Source organism: Saprospiraceae bacterium (assembly GCA_016709995.1).
Lineage (GTDB): Bacteria > Bacteroidota > Bacteroidia > Chitinophagales > Saprospiraceae > JADJLQ01.
Genome location: JADJLQ010000001.1, coordinates 2,414,172 through 2,430,983, shown reverse-complemented (window position 1 = coordinate 2,430,983; position 16,812 = coordinate 2,414,172). Strand labels below are relative to the sequence as shown.

Annotated in this window: 12 protein-coding genes, 2 tRNA genes and 1 pseudogene; 10 read left to right on the top strand and 5 right to left on the bottom strand. The window is 41.3% G+C overall.

The features are described 5' to 3' along the window. Positions 1 to 153: 153 nt before the first annotated feature. The 3 genes from IPJ09_10265 to IPJ09_10255 all read right to left on the bottom strand — a co-directional run bounded on the left by IPJ09_10265 (position 154) and on the right by IPJ09_10255 (position 1,540). Positions 154 to 227: transfer RNA gene (locus IPJ09_10265), tRNA-Ala, on the bottom strand. 144 nt (positions 228 to 371) lie between these two features. Continuing rightward, positions 372 to 445: transfer RNA gene (locus IPJ09_10260), tRNA-Ile, on the bottom strand. Between the two features lie 927 nt (positions 446 to 1,372). Next, the gene (locus IPJ09_10255) at positions 1,373 to 1,540 is read right to left on the bottom strand and encodes a hypothetical protein (GenBank protein MBK7371805.1); all 168 of its coding nucleotides are present in this window, start codon (positions 1,538 to 1,540) and stop codon (positions 1,373 to 1,375) included. A 327-nt stretch (positions 1,541 to 1,867) separates the two neighbouring features. Between IPJ09_10255 and IPJ09_10250 the strand changes: the two genes are divergently transcribed. The 7 genes and pseudogenes from IPJ09_10250 (at position 1,868) to IPJ09_10220 (ending at position 10,039) form a co-directional block, all read left to right on the top strand. Next, positions 1,868 to 2,011 (top strand): hypothetical protein, encoded by a 144-nt coding sequence (locus tag IPJ09_10250; protein ID MBK7371804.1) that lies wholly within the window; start codon positions 1,868 to 1,870, stop codon positions 2,009 to 2,011. A 148-nt stretch (positions 2,012 to 2,159) separates the two neighbouring features. Further along, positions 2,160 to 3,048, top strand: a pseudogene (locus IPJ09_10245) (nucleoside hydrolase). 94 nt (positions 3,049 to 3,142) lie between these two features. After that, the gene (locus IPJ09_10240; protein ID MBK7371803.1) at positions 3,143 to 4,198 is read left to right on the top strand and encodes a hypothetical protein; all 1,056 of its coding nucleotides are present in this window, start codon (positions 3,143 to 3,145) and stop codon (positions 4,196 to 4,198) included. A 19-nt stretch (positions 4,199 to 4,217) separates the two neighbouring features. Next, positions 4,218 to 4,832 carry a YhcH/YjgK/YiaL family protein gene (locus IPJ09_10235; GenBank protein MBK7371802.1) on the top strand — a complete coding sequence of 205 codons (615 nt, stop codon included), beginning with the start codon at positions 4,218 to 4,220 and terminating at the stop codon, positions 4,830 to 4,832. A 69-nt stretch (positions 4,833 to 4,901) separates the two neighbouring features. Then, positions 4,902 to 6,218 carry a glycerate kinase gene (locus IPJ09_10230; GenBank protein ID MBK7371801.1) on the top strand — a complete coding sequence of 439 codons (1,317 nt, stop codon included), beginning with the start codon at positions 4,902 to 4,904 and terminating at the stop codon, positions 6,216 to 6,218. A 122-nt stretch (positions 6,219 to 6,340) separates the two neighbouring features. Then, complete coding sequence (locus IPJ09_10225; protein ID MBK7371800.1) at positions 6,341 to 8,101, top strand: lactate permease LctP family transporter; 1,761 nt, start codon at positions 6,341 to 6,343, stop codon at positions 8,099 to 8,101. A gap of 48 nt (positions 8,102 to 8,149) precedes the next feature. After that, positions 8,150 to 10,039: a malate synthase gene (locus IPJ09_10220; protein MBK7371799.1), complete on the top strand. Its 1,890-nt coding sequence runs from the start codon at positions 8,150 to 8,152 to the stop codon at positions 10,037 to 10,039. 38 nt (positions 10,040 to 10,077) lie between these two features. Here the strand turns inward: IPJ09_10220 and IPJ09_10215 are convergent, their stop codons facing one another. Both IPJ09_10215 and IPJ09_10210 read right to left on the bottom strand, forming a co-directional pair. After that, positions 10,078 to 10,821, bottom strand: coding sequence for a substrate-binding domain-containing protein (locus IPJ09_10215; protein MBK7371798.1), 744 nt, complete (start codon positions 10,819 to 10,821; stop codon positions 10,078 to 10,080). Positions 10,822 to 10,834: 13 nt separating this feature from the next. After that, on the bottom strand, positions 10,835 to 11,095 hold the full coding sequence (locus IPJ09_10210; GenBank protein ID MBK7371797.1) for a LacI family DNA-binding transcriptional regulator: 261 nt from the start codon (positions 11,093 to 11,095) through the stop codon (positions 10,835 to 10,837). Between the two features lie 329 nt (positions 11,096 to 11,424). On the opposite strand from IPJ09_10210, the gene IPJ09_10205 reads away from it, so the two are divergent. The 3 genes from IPJ09_10205 (at position 11,425) to IPJ09_10195 (ending at position 16,719) form a co-directional block, all read left to right on the top strand. Next, positions 11,425 to 12,423 (top strand): multidrug DMT transporter permease, encoded by a 999-nt coding sequence (locus IPJ09_10205; GenBank protein MBK7371796.1) that lies wholly within the window; start codon positions 11,425 to 11,427, stop codon positions 12,421 to 12,423. Positions 12,424 to 12,432: 9 nt separating this feature from the next. After that, on the top strand, positions 12,433 to 13,341 hold the full coding sequence (gene rbsK, locus IPJ09_10200) for a ribokinase (GenBank protein ID MBK7371795.1): 909 nt from the start codon (positions 12,433 to 12,435) through the stop codon (positions 13,339 to 13,341). A gap of 111 nt (positions 13,342 to 13,452) precedes the next feature. After that, positions 13,453 to 16,719: a DUF1553 domain-containing protein gene (locus IPJ09_10195; protein MBK7371794.1), complete on the top strand. Its 3,267-nt coding sequence runs from the start codon at positions 13,453 to 13,455 to the stop codon at positions 16,717 to 16,719. The last annotated feature ends 93 nt before the right edge of the window (positions 16,720 to 16,812 follow it).

Genomic DNA, 16,812 nt, shown 5'->3' with positions numbered 1-16,812 from the left:
ACGAGGTAAATTCGGCATGCTCTCGTCAGTTCAGCTAATCCCAACTGACAGTTAGAAATCAGTGATAAATGATGATACTACCTTTGGAAGATAGGCAGGTATAAAAATAAAAAATGGCTATGAAGACGAACTTCATAACCATTTGAATTGCAGTGGAGAATATCGGAGTCGAACCGATGACCCCTTGCTTGCAAAGCAAGTGCTCTAGCCAGCTGAGCTAATCCCCCGCTAAGATATAAGTTCTTAGATCATCTGATTTTGACCCTCCCGAGGTAAACTCGGGATGCTCTAGCCAGCTGAGCTAATCCCCCTAATTTCAAAGAAGCGCAAAAGTAAGAATGTTTTTAAATTCATCACTTTCTATTTCTCAGTAGTCCCAGGCAGATTTGAACTGCCGACCTCTACATTATCAGTGTAGCGCTCTAACCAACTGAGCTATGGGACTATATGTCAAAAAGATACCCAATCTTATTTTGGGTCGGCAAAGATAAATTTTTTTGTGGAAAGTAAAAAGGGATTTATTTGTAATACTGCAGGATATCTATTTAGATTTTGCTTCTCGGCATTTTATGGGTGAAACATTAAAATTTTATACCGGAGTCCTCACTCAGAAAATGACTTGGTTTATTGAAGACACCAAGGTGATCTGGTAGTTCAATGGTTTGTTGAATAAGTTAGACAAACGTATAGCGCAGCATATTTTTAGAGGTCTATATTTAAAGAATTTGTCAATAAATTGTTCCAGCGGAGAATAGAAATTATTGATTATTAGTTGGTATGTCACCTAATATATCATTTTGGGTTTTGTATATCGAAATATTTAGAAATTATATATCGACTTTTGGATTAAATGGCATTTAAATCTTTAACAGGTCTATTAATAGTTTAAATTCAATATATAATTTTGAAAATAAGATTTTGTTGCAAATGGATTACTTGTAATGTAAAATTATTAGGTTCTGAAACCCCCCCCCCCCCCCCCCCCCCCCCGCGGCCCCCCCCCCCCCCCCCGGGGGCCCCCCGGCGCCGCCCCCGGGCCCCCGCCCCCCCCCAACAATCCACTGAACGGCTGGGCCCTATTAAGGCATATTCCGCGATGACAGAGATAACCAGGTTTTCGGATACAGTTAGGCTTGGACAGGGAGTCCTGGTGAAATGCAAGGGACAAAACAAGGAAGAACATGGATAGGTGAATTTGATCCGCTCGAATTTGGGACCTCAACAACCGACGACCGGACCGATCACTAGGAAGGGGGCACAGCCAAAGGGAGCTAAGAAGCGGGCTGAACAGCTGATCAGCAAGATCTAGAAGGGGGTTCAACATAACGCAAAGGCCAACTCGAAACTCATTCCAGAAAGTGCCCCCACGCAATTATTTCGAACCGCAGGAAGCACGGGGAGACATGCCAGGGACTCCGGTGGCATGATGCTCGTATCGAAGACAGGAGGATGTACCATACAGCTCAACCGGATGAAGTGGTACAAAAAACGGAAAGCTGACCGAACCAGCTTCCATTGGTTTGGCGCAAGAAAACACCATTTTGGAAGGGGATGCCCGACTGGTAACGCAAACCCAGGACTCCGCAGTCGATAACGCTACCCATTTGCAGAAAACGCAGTAGGCGCGTCTCCGCACAGGAGAACTAGCCGACAAGAAGGGACCCGCTGATTGGCGTCCGATTTGAGCCTGTCACCCACCTTCAAAAGGGTAAACCGAGAAAGGAGGCCTACCTCGGCGCAGTAGAGACAGACCACTCACCCAGCCCCCCACCCACCGAACCCAAACCACCAGGGCCGCGGATACAGCCGGATCCTCAGTTTGAAATCAAATCAATATTGGACCATGAAGTGATTGTAATAGCGTAGGATGGACCAGTCGATTAAACCTTTCTACTCAAAATCCGGTGACAAACAGGAGCAGGCTTTTGTTGCTGATCTTTTCTGGAGCAATCATTTGCCCAACAATGCGCTGCAACAAAGGGTGGGTCCATTCAAAAAACAATCTGAGTAGTGCATATCTTAATAGAAAGACAACTTCAAAACTGCAAATTGCTAATCCTTCATTATCCATTTAATGCAGCCGCATTGAAAATGAAATTCGATGGTCTTATACTTACTACTCATTTTATCAAAAGTCAGAATTTTCCTACAATGGAGGAATCTGCTCGCTTAAAAAGCTAGAGCCTCCTGCTGGTAAGATCAGATTGGTCCTGGATACGGATACCTATAATGAAATAGACGACCAGTATGCACTGGCTTATGCTTATCTGTCGAAAGAGAAATTGCAACTCGAAGCCATCTATGCAGCTCCTTTTTAATAAGAGATCACTCAGTGCCGGTGACGGCATGGAGAAAAGTTATGATGAGATTCTAAGACTGTTGGCCTTATTGAAGAGGTCGCCTCAAAACTTTGCTTATCGTGGTTCCAACAGGTATCTCGAAGATATTTCCAGGCCGGTGAGCAGTGAGGCAGCACTCGATATGATCAAGAAAGCAAAGGCGTCTGCGCCTGACAATCCATTGTATGTCGTCGCGCTTGGCTGTATTACAAATGTTGCTTCAGCTATTTTAATTGACCCAAGCATCATTAAAAACATTGTTGTGGTATGGCTTGGAGAAACGGATTGGACTGGCCAGATCAGAAAGAGTTTAATCTTAAGCAGGATGTGCTCTCTGCCAGAGTGGTTTTTGATTCAGGGGTACCTCTTATTGTGATGCCCTGCAGGCCGGTAGTTTCCCATTTTCTGACTACCATTCCTGAGCTTGAATATTTCTTAAAAGGAAAAACCAAATTGTCTGATTACCTTTTTAACTCAACAGTAGATTACAGCGGCGGAGCCAAGGTGGTCCAAAGTGATCTGGGATGTTACTGCAGTAGCCTGGCTAGTCAACTCATCCTGGATACCAACTAATCTGGAGCACAGTCCTATATTGACTGATCAGGTAACCTACAGTGTAGACCATTCGCGACATTTGATCAGCATGGCAAAGACGCTTAACCGTGATGCCATATTCAATGACCTTTTTACAAAATTGACTGCCAAATAAATGAATATACTATTAGCCTCTATTGTTAATAGTTGGTCTACTAATAAATTGCCATAGATAACAATTTACATTTATATAATCTTAACGAAAGATCATGAAGTCTGCAGGTGTTGTATGTTTGCTTGTTTTGAGTTTAATTCTTGGATTTTCAAGTTGCGGATACCATCCTCATGGTTGTTTTCCAGGTGATAAACTACCAGCTCATATTATACCACTAACTGATTTTGGTCAACGGGCGGAATGGTCCATTGATTGCAAAAAAACTTATTTCCTTGATAAAGCAGGTGGTGAAGTTTGGGTGGTTGATATTAGATCTAAAAAAACTAAACAAATCACCAAGCTTGCTGATAGACCAGCAGGTCATGGTTACTACAGGGTATTATGTTTGTCAAATGGTGATTTGTTGTTGGGCTGTGGAGCAAAGAGGGAGGAATTGTATTTTCAGGTCTTGGACAAATCATTTAAGAAGTCTCCTGCAACGATCGAAGGGGAGTCACTATGTGAAGGCCCTGCTGTATCCAGAAAAAGTATGAAAATTGCCTGGACACTTGCCGGTCAAAAACAAATCTTTATCGGAGAACTTGCATACACCGACGGCCAGGTTAAAATTATTAACAAGAAGTTATTAATAGATAATGCTGATGGCAGGGTTATGGTCGACGGACAGGAATATGAGACTATTATTGAAACTCAAAATTGGCGTCCAGCGCTTGAAGAGGAATTGATTTATTCGGAATACAGGATGGGAGGGGATACATTATTTAAAAGTGAAGTTTTTGGTATTGATATTCATACAGGTAAAACAGTAAATTATACGCAATCTGCACACACTTATGATGAGCCGGAAGGTATATTCCCAAACGGAGTATATACGCTCACAGAATGTGACAGGCATCGACCTACCCTGAAAAGCAGTACCATCGAAGTATATAAATTGAAACTTGATGGGACAGCCAAAGATTATGAGAGACTCACCTTTTTTAGTGATGTCGAAGGATTTAGGGCCAGTAATCCTGTGGTTCATGACGATGGAAATTCTTTTGTCTTCCAGGCTTCAGAAGCCAATTCGGCGGCGGGAGCTGGATGCGGTTTATATTTGTTTGATATTAAAAAATTTGAACAGGCAAAGCAAACTCTAAATAATAAATAACCATTAGTTTTATAAAAATATGAAAGCATCAAAACTATTTATCCCAGTCATCCTCCTTCTTTTTCTGACCAGCTGCAAATCAGCCGACAAAAAAATCAATCCTGAACAATGGACAGATGAACAAGTGGCTACCTGGTTTAATCAAAAGGAATGGCTGGGTCAGACAGCCTTGCAGGTCGATAGTTCTTTGGATAAAAGAGAATTTGCCATCCAATATCACAAATACAAAGACAGATGGGACAAGGCCTTTGATTTTTTTAAAAAGGAAGATTTGGCAGCTGTACAGGCAGGCAATCATCCACTGGATGACCAAAATGTCTTCGTCAAGTGTACAGAGTATTTCTCAAAAGATCGGGATAAGGTTTTGTTTGAAAACCATAAAAATTATGCTGATATCCATTATGTAGGCACCGGCACTGAATATATAGAATTGGGATCTTCCACTGGCGCTATCGAAAAAACCCCTTACAACGCGGAAAAAGATATAGCTTTCTATGAATCGACTGCCACCCAAACATTTGTGGGTAAGCCAGGTACGATGTACATTATATTTTCACCGGAATTACACCGGTCTGGTATCCGGGTGGAGGACAGTGTGCAGGTCAAGAAGATAGTGATTAAAGTTAAAAATTGATGCAGGAAACTACCAGGCAGCATGTATCAATTAATCAAGACTAATTTGAGGTGCTAGCTATTAATTAATATGATTGAAGCCAGACAGAAAGCATTGGATATTTTTTTAGCTGGAGTAGACAGTGTGATGCCAGACCAATTGATGCATCGATATGTCTCGGTCGATCAAAATATACTTCAGATTGAACATCTCCGATATGACCTTGATACGATTGATCACATTTACATTGTCGGAGCCGGCAAAGCAAGCGCTGCCATGGCAGAAGCCATAGAGTCGATCCTGGGTGCTTCCATTACTCATGGTCACATCGTCACAAAATACAATCATTCGATACCGCTTCAGTATATTACGATTACAGAAGCCGGACATCCTGTGCCTGATGAAAATGGCAGACAAGGGACTCAGTTGATCATGTCAATTGCCAAGGAAGCAGGCGAAAATGATTTGGTGATTTGTTTAATCTCAGGAGGGGGGTCAGCACTATTGACGGATATACCTGATGGGTGTACGCTGGAGGATTTGAAAACATTGAACAGCATTCTCCTAAAATCCGGAGCGGATATCACTGAAATGAATTGCATTCGCAAACATCTATCGAATGTAAAGGGAGGGCTTTTGTCCAGGCTTGCTTTTCCTTCAAAGGTAGTCAGTTTGATTCTCTCCGATGTCATCGGTGATCCTCTGGATGTGATTGCTTCGGGCCCTACTGCGCCTGACCCGACTACCTACCAAGATGCTATAGCTATCATCCGAAAATACAATATTGAGCATGAAATACCTCCATCAATTTGGGTATTGCTTAACGAAGGCCTGGAGAATAAAAGACAAGAGACGCTTAAAGAATCGGATGAGATCAATGCGTTTACGAAAAATCTGGTTATAGGCACCAATAAATTAGCATTGAGCAGGGCAAGCGAAAAAGCGGAATCATTGGGGTATACATCAACAATCCTGACCAATAGACTGCAGGGCGATATACTGGAGGTAGCTGCCATCATTGATAAGTCTATTCGTAGTGCGGTGAAGCATAATGTTTCTGCGAAGCAGTGTTTGCTTTTTGGTGGAGAACCAACGATCAAAGTACATGGCGAAGGATTGGGTGGGAGGAATCAGCATCTGGCATTATTGATGGCCAAAAAATTAGCCGGTCACCCTGGAATTACATTTTTGTCCGGTGGAACTGATGGTACCGATGGACCCACGGATGCTGCCGGTGCTGTTGTCGATGCGGATACTTTAAGCAATTCGTCTTTACTTAATTTGAACATTGATGATTACATCCAACATTTTGATGCTTATCATTTTTTTGAACAAGCAGGGGGGCTGATTAAGACGGGACCTACTCAAACCAATGTGATGGATTTAATGGTTGTACTGATTAATTAAATATCATAAGAATTTGGAATTAAAGACTCATAATTGGTTGAATATTATTTTGCATATGAAGGAATGAGCATTATTATTATACTCTCAATCAATTTATGACTAACTACTAAAAATAAAATTTAATGACCTGGACTCAAATCATAGACCCTTTACACAATCTTCCACTATCCGGACTTGTGGCAGCTGTGCCCATTTTTCTGATATTTTGGTCGTTGATCAAAAAAATGAAAGGTTATCAAACCAGCCTGCTAGCGTTAGGCAGTGCATTGTTGATCGCCATCCTGGTGTATGGAATGCCTTTTAAATTGGCGGCCTTGTCTACGCTCCATGGATCATTATATGGATTATTTCCAATTTGCTGGATCATTATTTCAGCGGTTTTCTTGTTTAATGTCACCGTCAAAAGTGGACAATTTGAAGTAATTAAAAATTTTATGGCCTCCATTACGCCGGATCGAAGATTGCAAGCCTTATTGATAGCGTTTTCGTTTGGAGCCTTTTTGGAAGGTGCTGCAGGATTTGGAGCGCCGGTAGCTATATCGGGAGCCATGTTAGTAGGTCTTGGTTTTAATCCTTTATATGCTGCAGGTATTTGTTTGATAGCCAACACAGCCCCTGTCGCTTTTGGATCAGTAGGCACACCAATCTTTATGGCTTCCAGGATGTCAGATATCCCGGAGTTGGCTATCTCGCAGATGGTGGGTCGCACCTTGCCCATATTGTCCCTCATGCTTCCATTGTACCTGGTCGTTTTGATGTCAGGTTTTAAAAAATCTTTGGAGGTATTGCCTGCTATCATAGTATCAGGAGCTTCGTTTGCTATTGTACAATGGTTTACCGCCAATTATATGGGACCCATGCTGCCCGATGTATTAGCAGGCATTACATCGATTATATGTTTATTGGTCCTGTTAAAATACTGGAAGCCTGAAGCCATATGGCGATTTAGCGAAGAATCCGTTGCAACCGTCGACACGGAATTAAAATATTCTAACGCTCAGATTCTGAGAGCTTGGTCTCCATTTATCGTCATGACTTTGTTTGTGGTGGCCTGGGGACTACCACCGGTCAAGGACGCTTTAAACTCTATCGGATATTTAAAATTTCAAATTCCAGGATTAAATGGGTCGATATTAAAACCAGATGAAAGTCCATTGGCCATCAAGGCTTTTGATTTTAATTATTTGTCGGCACCGGGTACTGCAGTGATTTTGGCTACCTTAATTTCTATTCCCTTGATTGGAATTTCTTTCATGGATAGTATGAGGATTTTTATTGCTACCTTAAAACAATTGATGTTTCCGATTATCACCATTGCTGCGGTGGTAGGCTACGCCTTCGTAGCTAACTATTCCGGTATGTCTATCACCATGGCTTTTGTTCTGGCTAGCACCGGGGCCTTATTTCCATTTTTCTCACCCATTTTGGGCTGGTTAGGGGTGTTTTTGACTGGGTCAGATACTTCTGCCAATGCTTTGTTTAGTAAACTTCAGGCTAATACGGCAGACACGTTAGGGTTTGATCCGGTGGTTACCGTTAGTGCCAATGCATCAGGTGGAGTGACAGGCAAAATGATCTCCCCACAGTCTATAGCGGTAGGAGCAGCTGCGGTGGGTCTGATCGGCAAGGAGTCTGATTTATTTAGGTTTACTGTCAAACACAGTTTTATCATGCTCTTTGTCATTTGTATACTGACCTGTCTGCAGGTATATGTGATGAAATGGATAGTACCGGCCTATCAAAAAATAGATACCGCCAGTGCTTCTGCCGGTGCTGCTGTCAATAACGCGGCAGCTGGTCAGGGATTTTGGTATTTATTGATTTTAGCACTGGCTGTTGGCTTAATTGTTTTAACCATATCTATGAATAAAAAGAAAAATTAATACAATTCAAATCGTTTAATAGACCGTAAACTTTAAAAAATAAATTTGATGATTCAGAATTTTATCATACCCAATCATCTGCAAGAACGATATGCAGATGTCTACACGCCGGAAGTTTTGATTGCCTTAGCAGATTTGTTCCGTTTCAACCAGGAGATTAAAGACTTGATGCAAAAACGCATAAACAAGAGAACTAATAGGCAACAACTTGGGGAAAGAATTTCGTTTCTGGATTCATCATCTTTCATACCGCGCACCGATATCAAGGTACAAGATGCCCGGGATGGTAAGTTTGAAGGGTCTATCATTCCTGCAGACTTGCAGCGGCAATGGATACAAGGCACAGGGCCTGCAGCCAAACCCAATGCAAGTCTTGAAAGCAGTATCCGCAATGTGGCATATGCTCTTCTTTCAGGAGCTGATGGTTGGATGTTTGACGGGGAGGATGCTCTCGGTCAAATCAATACCATGTCTCTAGACAATCAACGAAATCTGAAACTGGCTATCGCCAAAGATCCGGTGTTTTTACAAGTGGCTGAGAAAGTCGCTGAAGAAATGAATAACTGGTCTATTGGTTTTTTAGGCAGAAAGATTGTTGTCGATTGGGCGCAACAACTCAATTTTACAACCAGAATATTTCGCGCTCGTGGCTTGCACCTGGATGATCGTCACATCACGGATATACATGGAAAATCGATAGCAGCCTCTATAGTAGACTTGGCGCTTTACGTAGTAAATAATTATCAGGCATTGCTGCAGGCAGGTTCGTCTATTGTTTTGTACCTGCCAAAAATTCAAACTGCGGAGGAAGCCACCTTGTGGAATGAAATGCTTTCCGCTCTTGAGCAGCATCTTCATATACCAATTGGGTCCATTAAAGTCTATGTACTGGTAGAGCAGGTGGAGGCTACTTATCAACTCATGGAAATTAGAGCGACCCTGGGAAAACATTTTGTAGGGTACAATACAGGCAGATGGGATTATATCAATAGCGTCTCGGATGCTATGTCCTGGGATAAAGGATTTATCAACCCGGATATTGAAACCATTACTATGACCTATGGATACATGCGCAATTATGAAGACCGTGTACGCCGCGCTGTAAATACTCCTGATATGCAAGGCAATTTTGCGCTTTGGCAGGGCGGTATGGAGCCCAATATCCCTGTAGGTACTGCGGAAGGTGTAGCTGCCAGCATGAAAAAAGCTTTGGCAGGAGCAGAACGCGAAGAAAAGGAAGGTGCCAGTGGAAAGTGGGTCGCTCATTGGAAAATGGTGCATATCATCAGACCCGTTTGGGATAAAAAGGAACAGACGAATCAATTGGGAAGATCGTTTCCACGACTCACCTACACACAACAAGATGGTGATGGTTTGCTGTTATTAGAACCAGCACCCAGGACGATAAGAGGTGCCCGAAATCTATTGAGTGTAGCCTTACAATACGGCAACGCATTTGGGCAAGGGATGCAAGCTGCTGCTTTGAAACCGGCCGACTTCTTTGGAAACGATGATATATTGTATCTCATGGAGGATATGGCTACCGGCGAAATAAGATTGAGTATCCTTTGGGAATGGGTACATAAACAAGCCATCATTACCGACTCAGATGCTCAAACCGGGACAGCTGCCGGAGACCCTTTTAGTATGACTTTGTTTGAGAGGTTGCTTGATGAGGAATATGAAAAACTGCTACAAGCGGGTCATAAGGATGTGCATGAAAATTCAAAATCGAGCACCTTACCTATATCACGGGAGATCGTCATTGCCTATATTCGAAGTGAATCAAAATTGCCCTGGTTCGTCGACTTACTCAATATTAATCTGAATAATCTGGATTTGGAAGAGGCAAAGAAGAGAATCGGGTTGTATGTTGGAACTTTTTTGAAAGATGGTACCAGGATTACCCGCAATCTCGAGATTGCAAAAACAATATAATTACAGTCGGAAAGTATTTGAGTATTACCTGCACTAGTTTAATTAATATTTCGAATCGATTTTTTGAATTTCAATTCAGGCTTAAGAAGCACTTGATTTATCTTGTCATTTATTTTGTTAATTCTTGCAAAAAGAAATTTGATGGCTATTTTACTTATATCACTCACTGGTTGAGCTATACAGGATAGCGGAGTTTCTAAATAATCTAGGTAGGGTTGATCGTCAAAAGTGATTAACGAGATGTCTTCAGGAATTCGAATATTTTTTTCCTTTAATGCTTTGAGGCAGCCAAGTGCAATGGTATTGCTCAGTGTGAAAATGGCGGTTGGAATTTTTTTTTGTTGTAATAATAATCTTGTTTCAAGATATCCGTTTTGGATGCTAAAATCATCTCCCACAATATTATAATTTTTTATTCCTGCTGCCTCCATAGCGTCTGTAAATCCTTTTACTCTTAACCTGTTTGGTGTGGAAGGTGGTGACCCCTGGATGCAGCTTATCAAGGTATGTCCGTTTTCAATAAGGAATTCGGTGGCTAGTAAAGCACCTTCATAATTATCTGTTGCAACATAAGGGATATCCTGATCTTCAAAATATCGGTCGATACAGATGATTGGGAGTCCGCCGGAATGTAGCGATTGAATATGACCCAGATGGTCTCCACAGGGCACTATGATTAATCCTTCTATATTGCGAGACACCATTTGTTGTAATTCTAATTTTTCAATCTCGTAGTTTGCATCACTGTCTGCTATTAAGGTGGTGTAACCATATTTCCTCACTTCTGCATTGATCTCACTTGCTATATTTGCAAAAAAAGGGATTTGTCAGGGAAGGTACAATCATAGCTATAGTCTTGCTTTTTCCGGATTTTAAATTTGCAGCAAAATAGTTCGGTATATAATTTAATTCCTTTACAGCATCTCTGATTTTTTGTTGGGAAGTATTCGAAATACGATATTGCTCACCTTTCCCACTGAGCACCCTCGAAATAGTGGAGATGGAAAGCTGTGTTTTGTTGGCAATATCCTTGATAGTTACTTTATGACCTTTCATGATTAAAAATGAACAAATATAAGTGAGTATATCCTTGGTATATATTGATTTAAAGCCGGGTATTGAAAATTTAAATAGTCATTGCTTGGAGGTGCTTTTGGGGATTGATCCTCCGTTGGTATAAGAAAGATATAAAAAGATATTGACCCAAAGTAATAATTAGGTACAATCGTTTGTTCTGATTTGATTAATTTCTATATTGCAGTCATAAGATCTCCGAGAATAGATATTTCCTGAATAATACAAATTCTGCACTCAGAGCTTTGAAGAGTTTAAGTTTAGGGTAAAAATTACTAGATAAGATCATATACAATTCAAATAGGTAGCCCATGTTTATAGTCGATAATTATCTGCAAGCCATTGTTTTTTGCGTGATCACCATGATCTGTTGGGGATCATGGGCCAATACCCAAAAACTAAGTTCCAAAAGTTGGGGCTTCCCTTTATTTTATTGGGACTACACATTTGGTATCATGATATTGGCACTGGTGTTCGGTCTTACGTTAGGGAGCCGTGGAGAGAGCGGGCAAGCATTTATACCTAACCTGTTCCAAGCCTCCTCCGGGGCGATAGGGTATGCATTGCTGGGAGGTATTGTTTTTAATATAGCCAATCTGCTTTTGGTTGCTGCGATTGATATAGCTGGTATGGCGATTGCTTTCCCGATAGGCATAGGCATCGCTTTGGTATTGGGCGTTATTGTCAATTATTTTGCTACGCCGAACGGCAATCCAGTGCTTTTATTTATTGGGGTAGCTTTGGTAGCCGCGGCTATTGTACTCGATGCGATGGCTTACAAAAAGATCTCACAAGGCACTACTACTGCCAAAGGCATTTTAATCTCTCTGGCTGCCGGAGTATTGATGGGTTTCTTTTACCGATTTGTGGCCGCTTCAATGTCACCAGACTATATTCATCCAACAGACGGATTATTTACACCATATGCAGCTGTCTTCGTATTCTCTATTGGTATATTTCTTTCAAATTTTGTGTTTAATAGTTTTTTTATGTACAGGCCGCTCAATGGAACCAAGGTCACCTATATGGATTATTTCAAAAACGGAACACCCAAACTTCATATTATTGGCATAGTAGGCGGCAGTATATGGTGTATCGGTATGTTGTTTAATATGATAGCAGCCGGCGAAGCCGGATTCGCCATTTCTTATGGACTGGGACAAGGGGCTACCATGATTGCAGCGATCTGGGGTGTATTTATCTGGAAAGAATTTAAAGATGCGCCTAAGGGTACTAACATATTGATAGGACTTATGTTTCTGCTTTTTATCACCGGTATTTCTTTGATTATATTAGCTAAATGCAGGTAATTGATTGTTATGGGAAGGATTGTCGTCATAGGGAGTAGCAATACCGATATGGTCGTTATATGTAAAAAAATGCCTTCTCCTGGTGAAACAGTCATGGGTAAGGAGTTTTTCATGGTCCAGGGAGGAAAGGGGGCAAATCAAGCTGTAGCAGCTGCCAGAGCCGGGGGTAGTGTTTCTTTTATTGCCAGGGTGGGTGATGATGATTTTGGTAGAAATGCAGTAGCAGGTTACAAAACTGATGGTATCAATGCGGATCACATATTGATAGATCAGGATATGTCATCCGGTATAGCAGTAATCCTGGTTGATGAAGTAACCGCTCAAAACTCCATCGTCGTCGCCAGTGGAGCAAATGGAAAACTCTCAATAGATGATATTTTATCCGCTGAGAAAATTATTTCTGAGGCAGATGAAGTATTAATTCAACTGGAAATCCCGATCGAGGTGGTTGAATTTTCTTTGAGACTGGCTAAAAAATATGGAGTGAAGACAATTTTAAATCCTGCACCTGCACAATCTTTGACTGAAGAAATATTGAGCCTGGTAGACATCATTACCCCCAATGAGTCCGAAACAGAAATTTTAACTGGCATCTATCCGGGAACCGAAGAAGAAGTAAAGTTGGCTGCGGCCACCCTATTGAAAAAAGTAAATGAATCAGTCATAATTACTCTGGGTCACAAAGGGGTTTATTTTATTGCAAAAAATGGTGAAAATGGATTTGTACCTACGGTCAAAGTGGATGCAATTGATACCACAGCAGCTGGTGATGTGTTTAATGGATTTCTGGCCGCTGCAATCTCCGAAAATAAAAATTTCGTGGAAGCGATATCTCTAGCCAATAAAGCGGCGACCATATCGGTCACCAAAAAAGGTGCTCAGCCTTCGATTCCTACGCTGGAGGAATTGTTAAATTGAGTTTTAGTGCAAAGCATGGAGTCATTTGCTTTTAGCACATTCATCGATTATTGAAAACTGCCTGAACATTTTTAAAGAGTTAGTCTTTAGCCTCATGTAAATAAATAGACCATGGCAGTCGGCACGCAAAATGAATATTTGCCTTATATTGCTACACTTAAATTTAATATGGGTACCGCTTTCAGAAATACTATTTTTTTGCTTCTGGGCTCCATACTTTTTATCAGTCAATTTTCGATTTCCTGCAAAGAGGGTCTTAGGTCAGACCTGCCTGATAAAATTGACTTTAATTTTCATATAAAGCCCATCCTGGTTGATCGATGTTATAAATGTCATGGACCTGATGAGAAAGCTAGAAAAGCTGGATTGAGATTGGACTTGCGTGCAGGTCTTTTCGGCAAAACCAAAAGCGGTAAAAAAATTATTGCACCGGGTCGTCCAGGCAATAGCGAACTCATAAAACATATTTATTCTACTGATCCGGATTGGATCATGCCTCCGACTGAAAGTAACCTTACCCTTAGTGCTAAAGAGAAAGGAATGATCACTAAATGGATTGACCAGGGTGCTGCCTGGAAAGACCATTGGGCTTTTTTACCGATAGAGCAAGAACCTGTACCAAAAGTCAGTTTCGAAAAAGAAATTCGAAATCCGATAGATCAATTTATTGGGATCAAACTTGAACAAGAAGGTATCGAGCCATCTGCGCCTGCTGACCCCGAGCGTCTGCTGCGTAGAATATACCTGGATTTGACCGGATTGCCTCCGTCTGTCGAGGCTATGGATGAATTTTTGAAAAATCCCAGTGACGAATACCTGCAATCAATAGAGGATAAACTGCTTCAAACAGATGCATATGCCGAACGCATGACCATGGAATGGTTGGATGTAGCAAGATATGCGGACAGTCATGGATATCATGCTGATGGCTGGAAATCTATGTATCCATGGCGTGATTGGGTGATCAAGGCATTTAAAGAAAACATGCCTTATGATCAGTTTGGAACCGAACAACTTGCCGGAGATTTACTGCCCAATGCCACTGAAGAACAGATCTTAGCTACAGGATTTAATCGCAATCATCAGATCACCGCGGAAGGTGGCGTCATTGATGAAGAATATCGGATGGAATACGTATTTGACAGAATCAATACGACTTCCACTGCATTTTTAGGGCTTACCATGAAATGTGCTCAATGCCATGACCATAAGTTTGATCCAATCACTCAAAAAGAGTTTTACCAATTTGCTGCTTTCTTTAACAATGTGGACGAATTGGGAATGAATAGTGATGATGGCAATTGTGGCCCCACCATTTTATTGCTTCCAGACAGTAGCAAACATCAACTGGCTGAAGTTAAAAAGTATATTGAAAAAATTCAGACTGACCTTGAAACTAATACTGAAAAGGTCAAAAACAATATGGATTATCTTAATCAGAAAATTTCTTCTGGAGATGTAAAGGGCCTTCAAATGCGTTTGCCTGTTGAAAAGTTGAGCACTTTTACAAAAAACAAAAATAAGGTTACTGTCTTAGATCAAAATCCGCTGGCTAGATTAGATGGTCAAGCAGAACTTAAGGACGGATACCTGGGCAAGTCCATCTGCCTGGAAAATGAATATCAAGGTATATTTTTAGATAGCGTAGGTCTCTTCGATCGCAACCAACCCTTTTCAGCTGGTGTCTGGATCAAGCCTGAGATAGGTAAGGGATTTAAAACGATTTTCTGCAATGCGGGTGACAAAAATTCACTTTGGCGTGGCTGGGATGTTTTAATAGACACTTCTGATGAGCTTATATTTAGGATCATACATGCTTTGCCTCATGATCAGCTGAGGATTCAGTCTACCGTGAAAATAGAATTTGGGCAATGGCAGCATGTTATGGTGACTTATGATGGTAGCGGATCTGCCAGGGGGATGTCTATTTTTCTCAATGGTAAACCCTGTGTTAACCGGATCGTATATGACCAACTCACCAGATCATGCTTACCGGTTGATGGTACTTTCAAACCAGTCAAACGCGCCTTGAGATTGGGAAGGTGGAATGAAAACTTTTCCGGCGAAATAGCTTTTTTAAAAGGATGTTTTGATGATATTAGAATATTTTCCCGACAATTAAGTGCCCTGGAGGTAGCCAGCCTTGGTGATTTTAAATATGAAAATCAATCTCGGGATGATCATAACTTAATGGAATATTATTTACTCAATAATGATTCAACCCATCGGGGATTAACAGATTTATTGAAAAAATGGGTTGGAAAAGAAACTAGTCTATATGATGATGCAGTAGAGGTCCAGGTTATGGATGAGGATCACCCAAGAACGACTTATATTCTTGATCGCGGGGTATATTCAGAGAAGAAAGAAAAAGTGTTGCCAGGTGTTCCTTTATGCCTTCAAGGTATGCCAGCAGAATTCCCACAAAACCGTTTGGGCCTGGCCAGATGGATATTTAGTAGAGACAATCCTCTTACAGCACGAGTCACTGTCAACCGATATTGGCAAATGTTTTTTGGCAGAGGTATTGTAGCCACCGCGAATGATTTTGGCAATCAAGGGGCTTTGCCATCCCATCCTGAATTACTGGACTGGCTGGCGCTACAATTAATGGAACATCATTGGGATATCAAATGGTTGATCAAAACTATTATCGAGTCTGCCACCTATAGACGATCTTCCATTTATCGGGAAGATTTGGAAGCTGCAGATCCTCAAAACATTTTATTAGCTCGCGGGCCTTCTTTTAGATTATCCGCAGAGATGATTCGTGACAATGCCCTTGCTGCCAGTGGCCTGCTAGTAGAGAAAGTAGGTGGGGAGCCCGTGAAGCCTTATCAGCCGGATAATATTTGGGGAGAGAAAAGTTTTTTTTCACCCAAATATCTTGTATATAATCAGGATACCGGGGCCAATCTTTATCGCAGATCGATGTATACTATTATTAAGAGGACCTCACCACCTCCGGCCATGATGACTTTTGATGGCAATGATCGCAGCTATTGTGTAGTATCTCGTCCTACCACCAATACTCCTCTGCAGGCATTGATACTACTCAATGATCCTACCTATGTGGAAGCAGCTAGAATGTTGGCTCAAAAAGTGAAAAGCGAACAACATAAAGACACGAAGGAGCTGATTGGGTTAGCCTTCAGAAGATTGACAGGTCGAAAGCCAAATGAAAAAGAAATGGAGGTGCTCATTGGTTTGTATGCTCAGGAAATTAACCATTTTAAAAATGATCCCAACAAAGCTAACCAGCTGTTATCTATTGGTGAATATCCTTTGGATACAAGTTGGGATCCAAATGAATTGGCTGCCCTCACCATTGTAAATAATACCATTATGAACCACGATGAATCCTATATGAGAAGATAATACTCAAAATATCTTTAATTTTTTTTAATATTAGAGAATATGCATCATTGTAAAGATTACCGCAGGATCCATTCGCGTCGGGATTTTTTATCC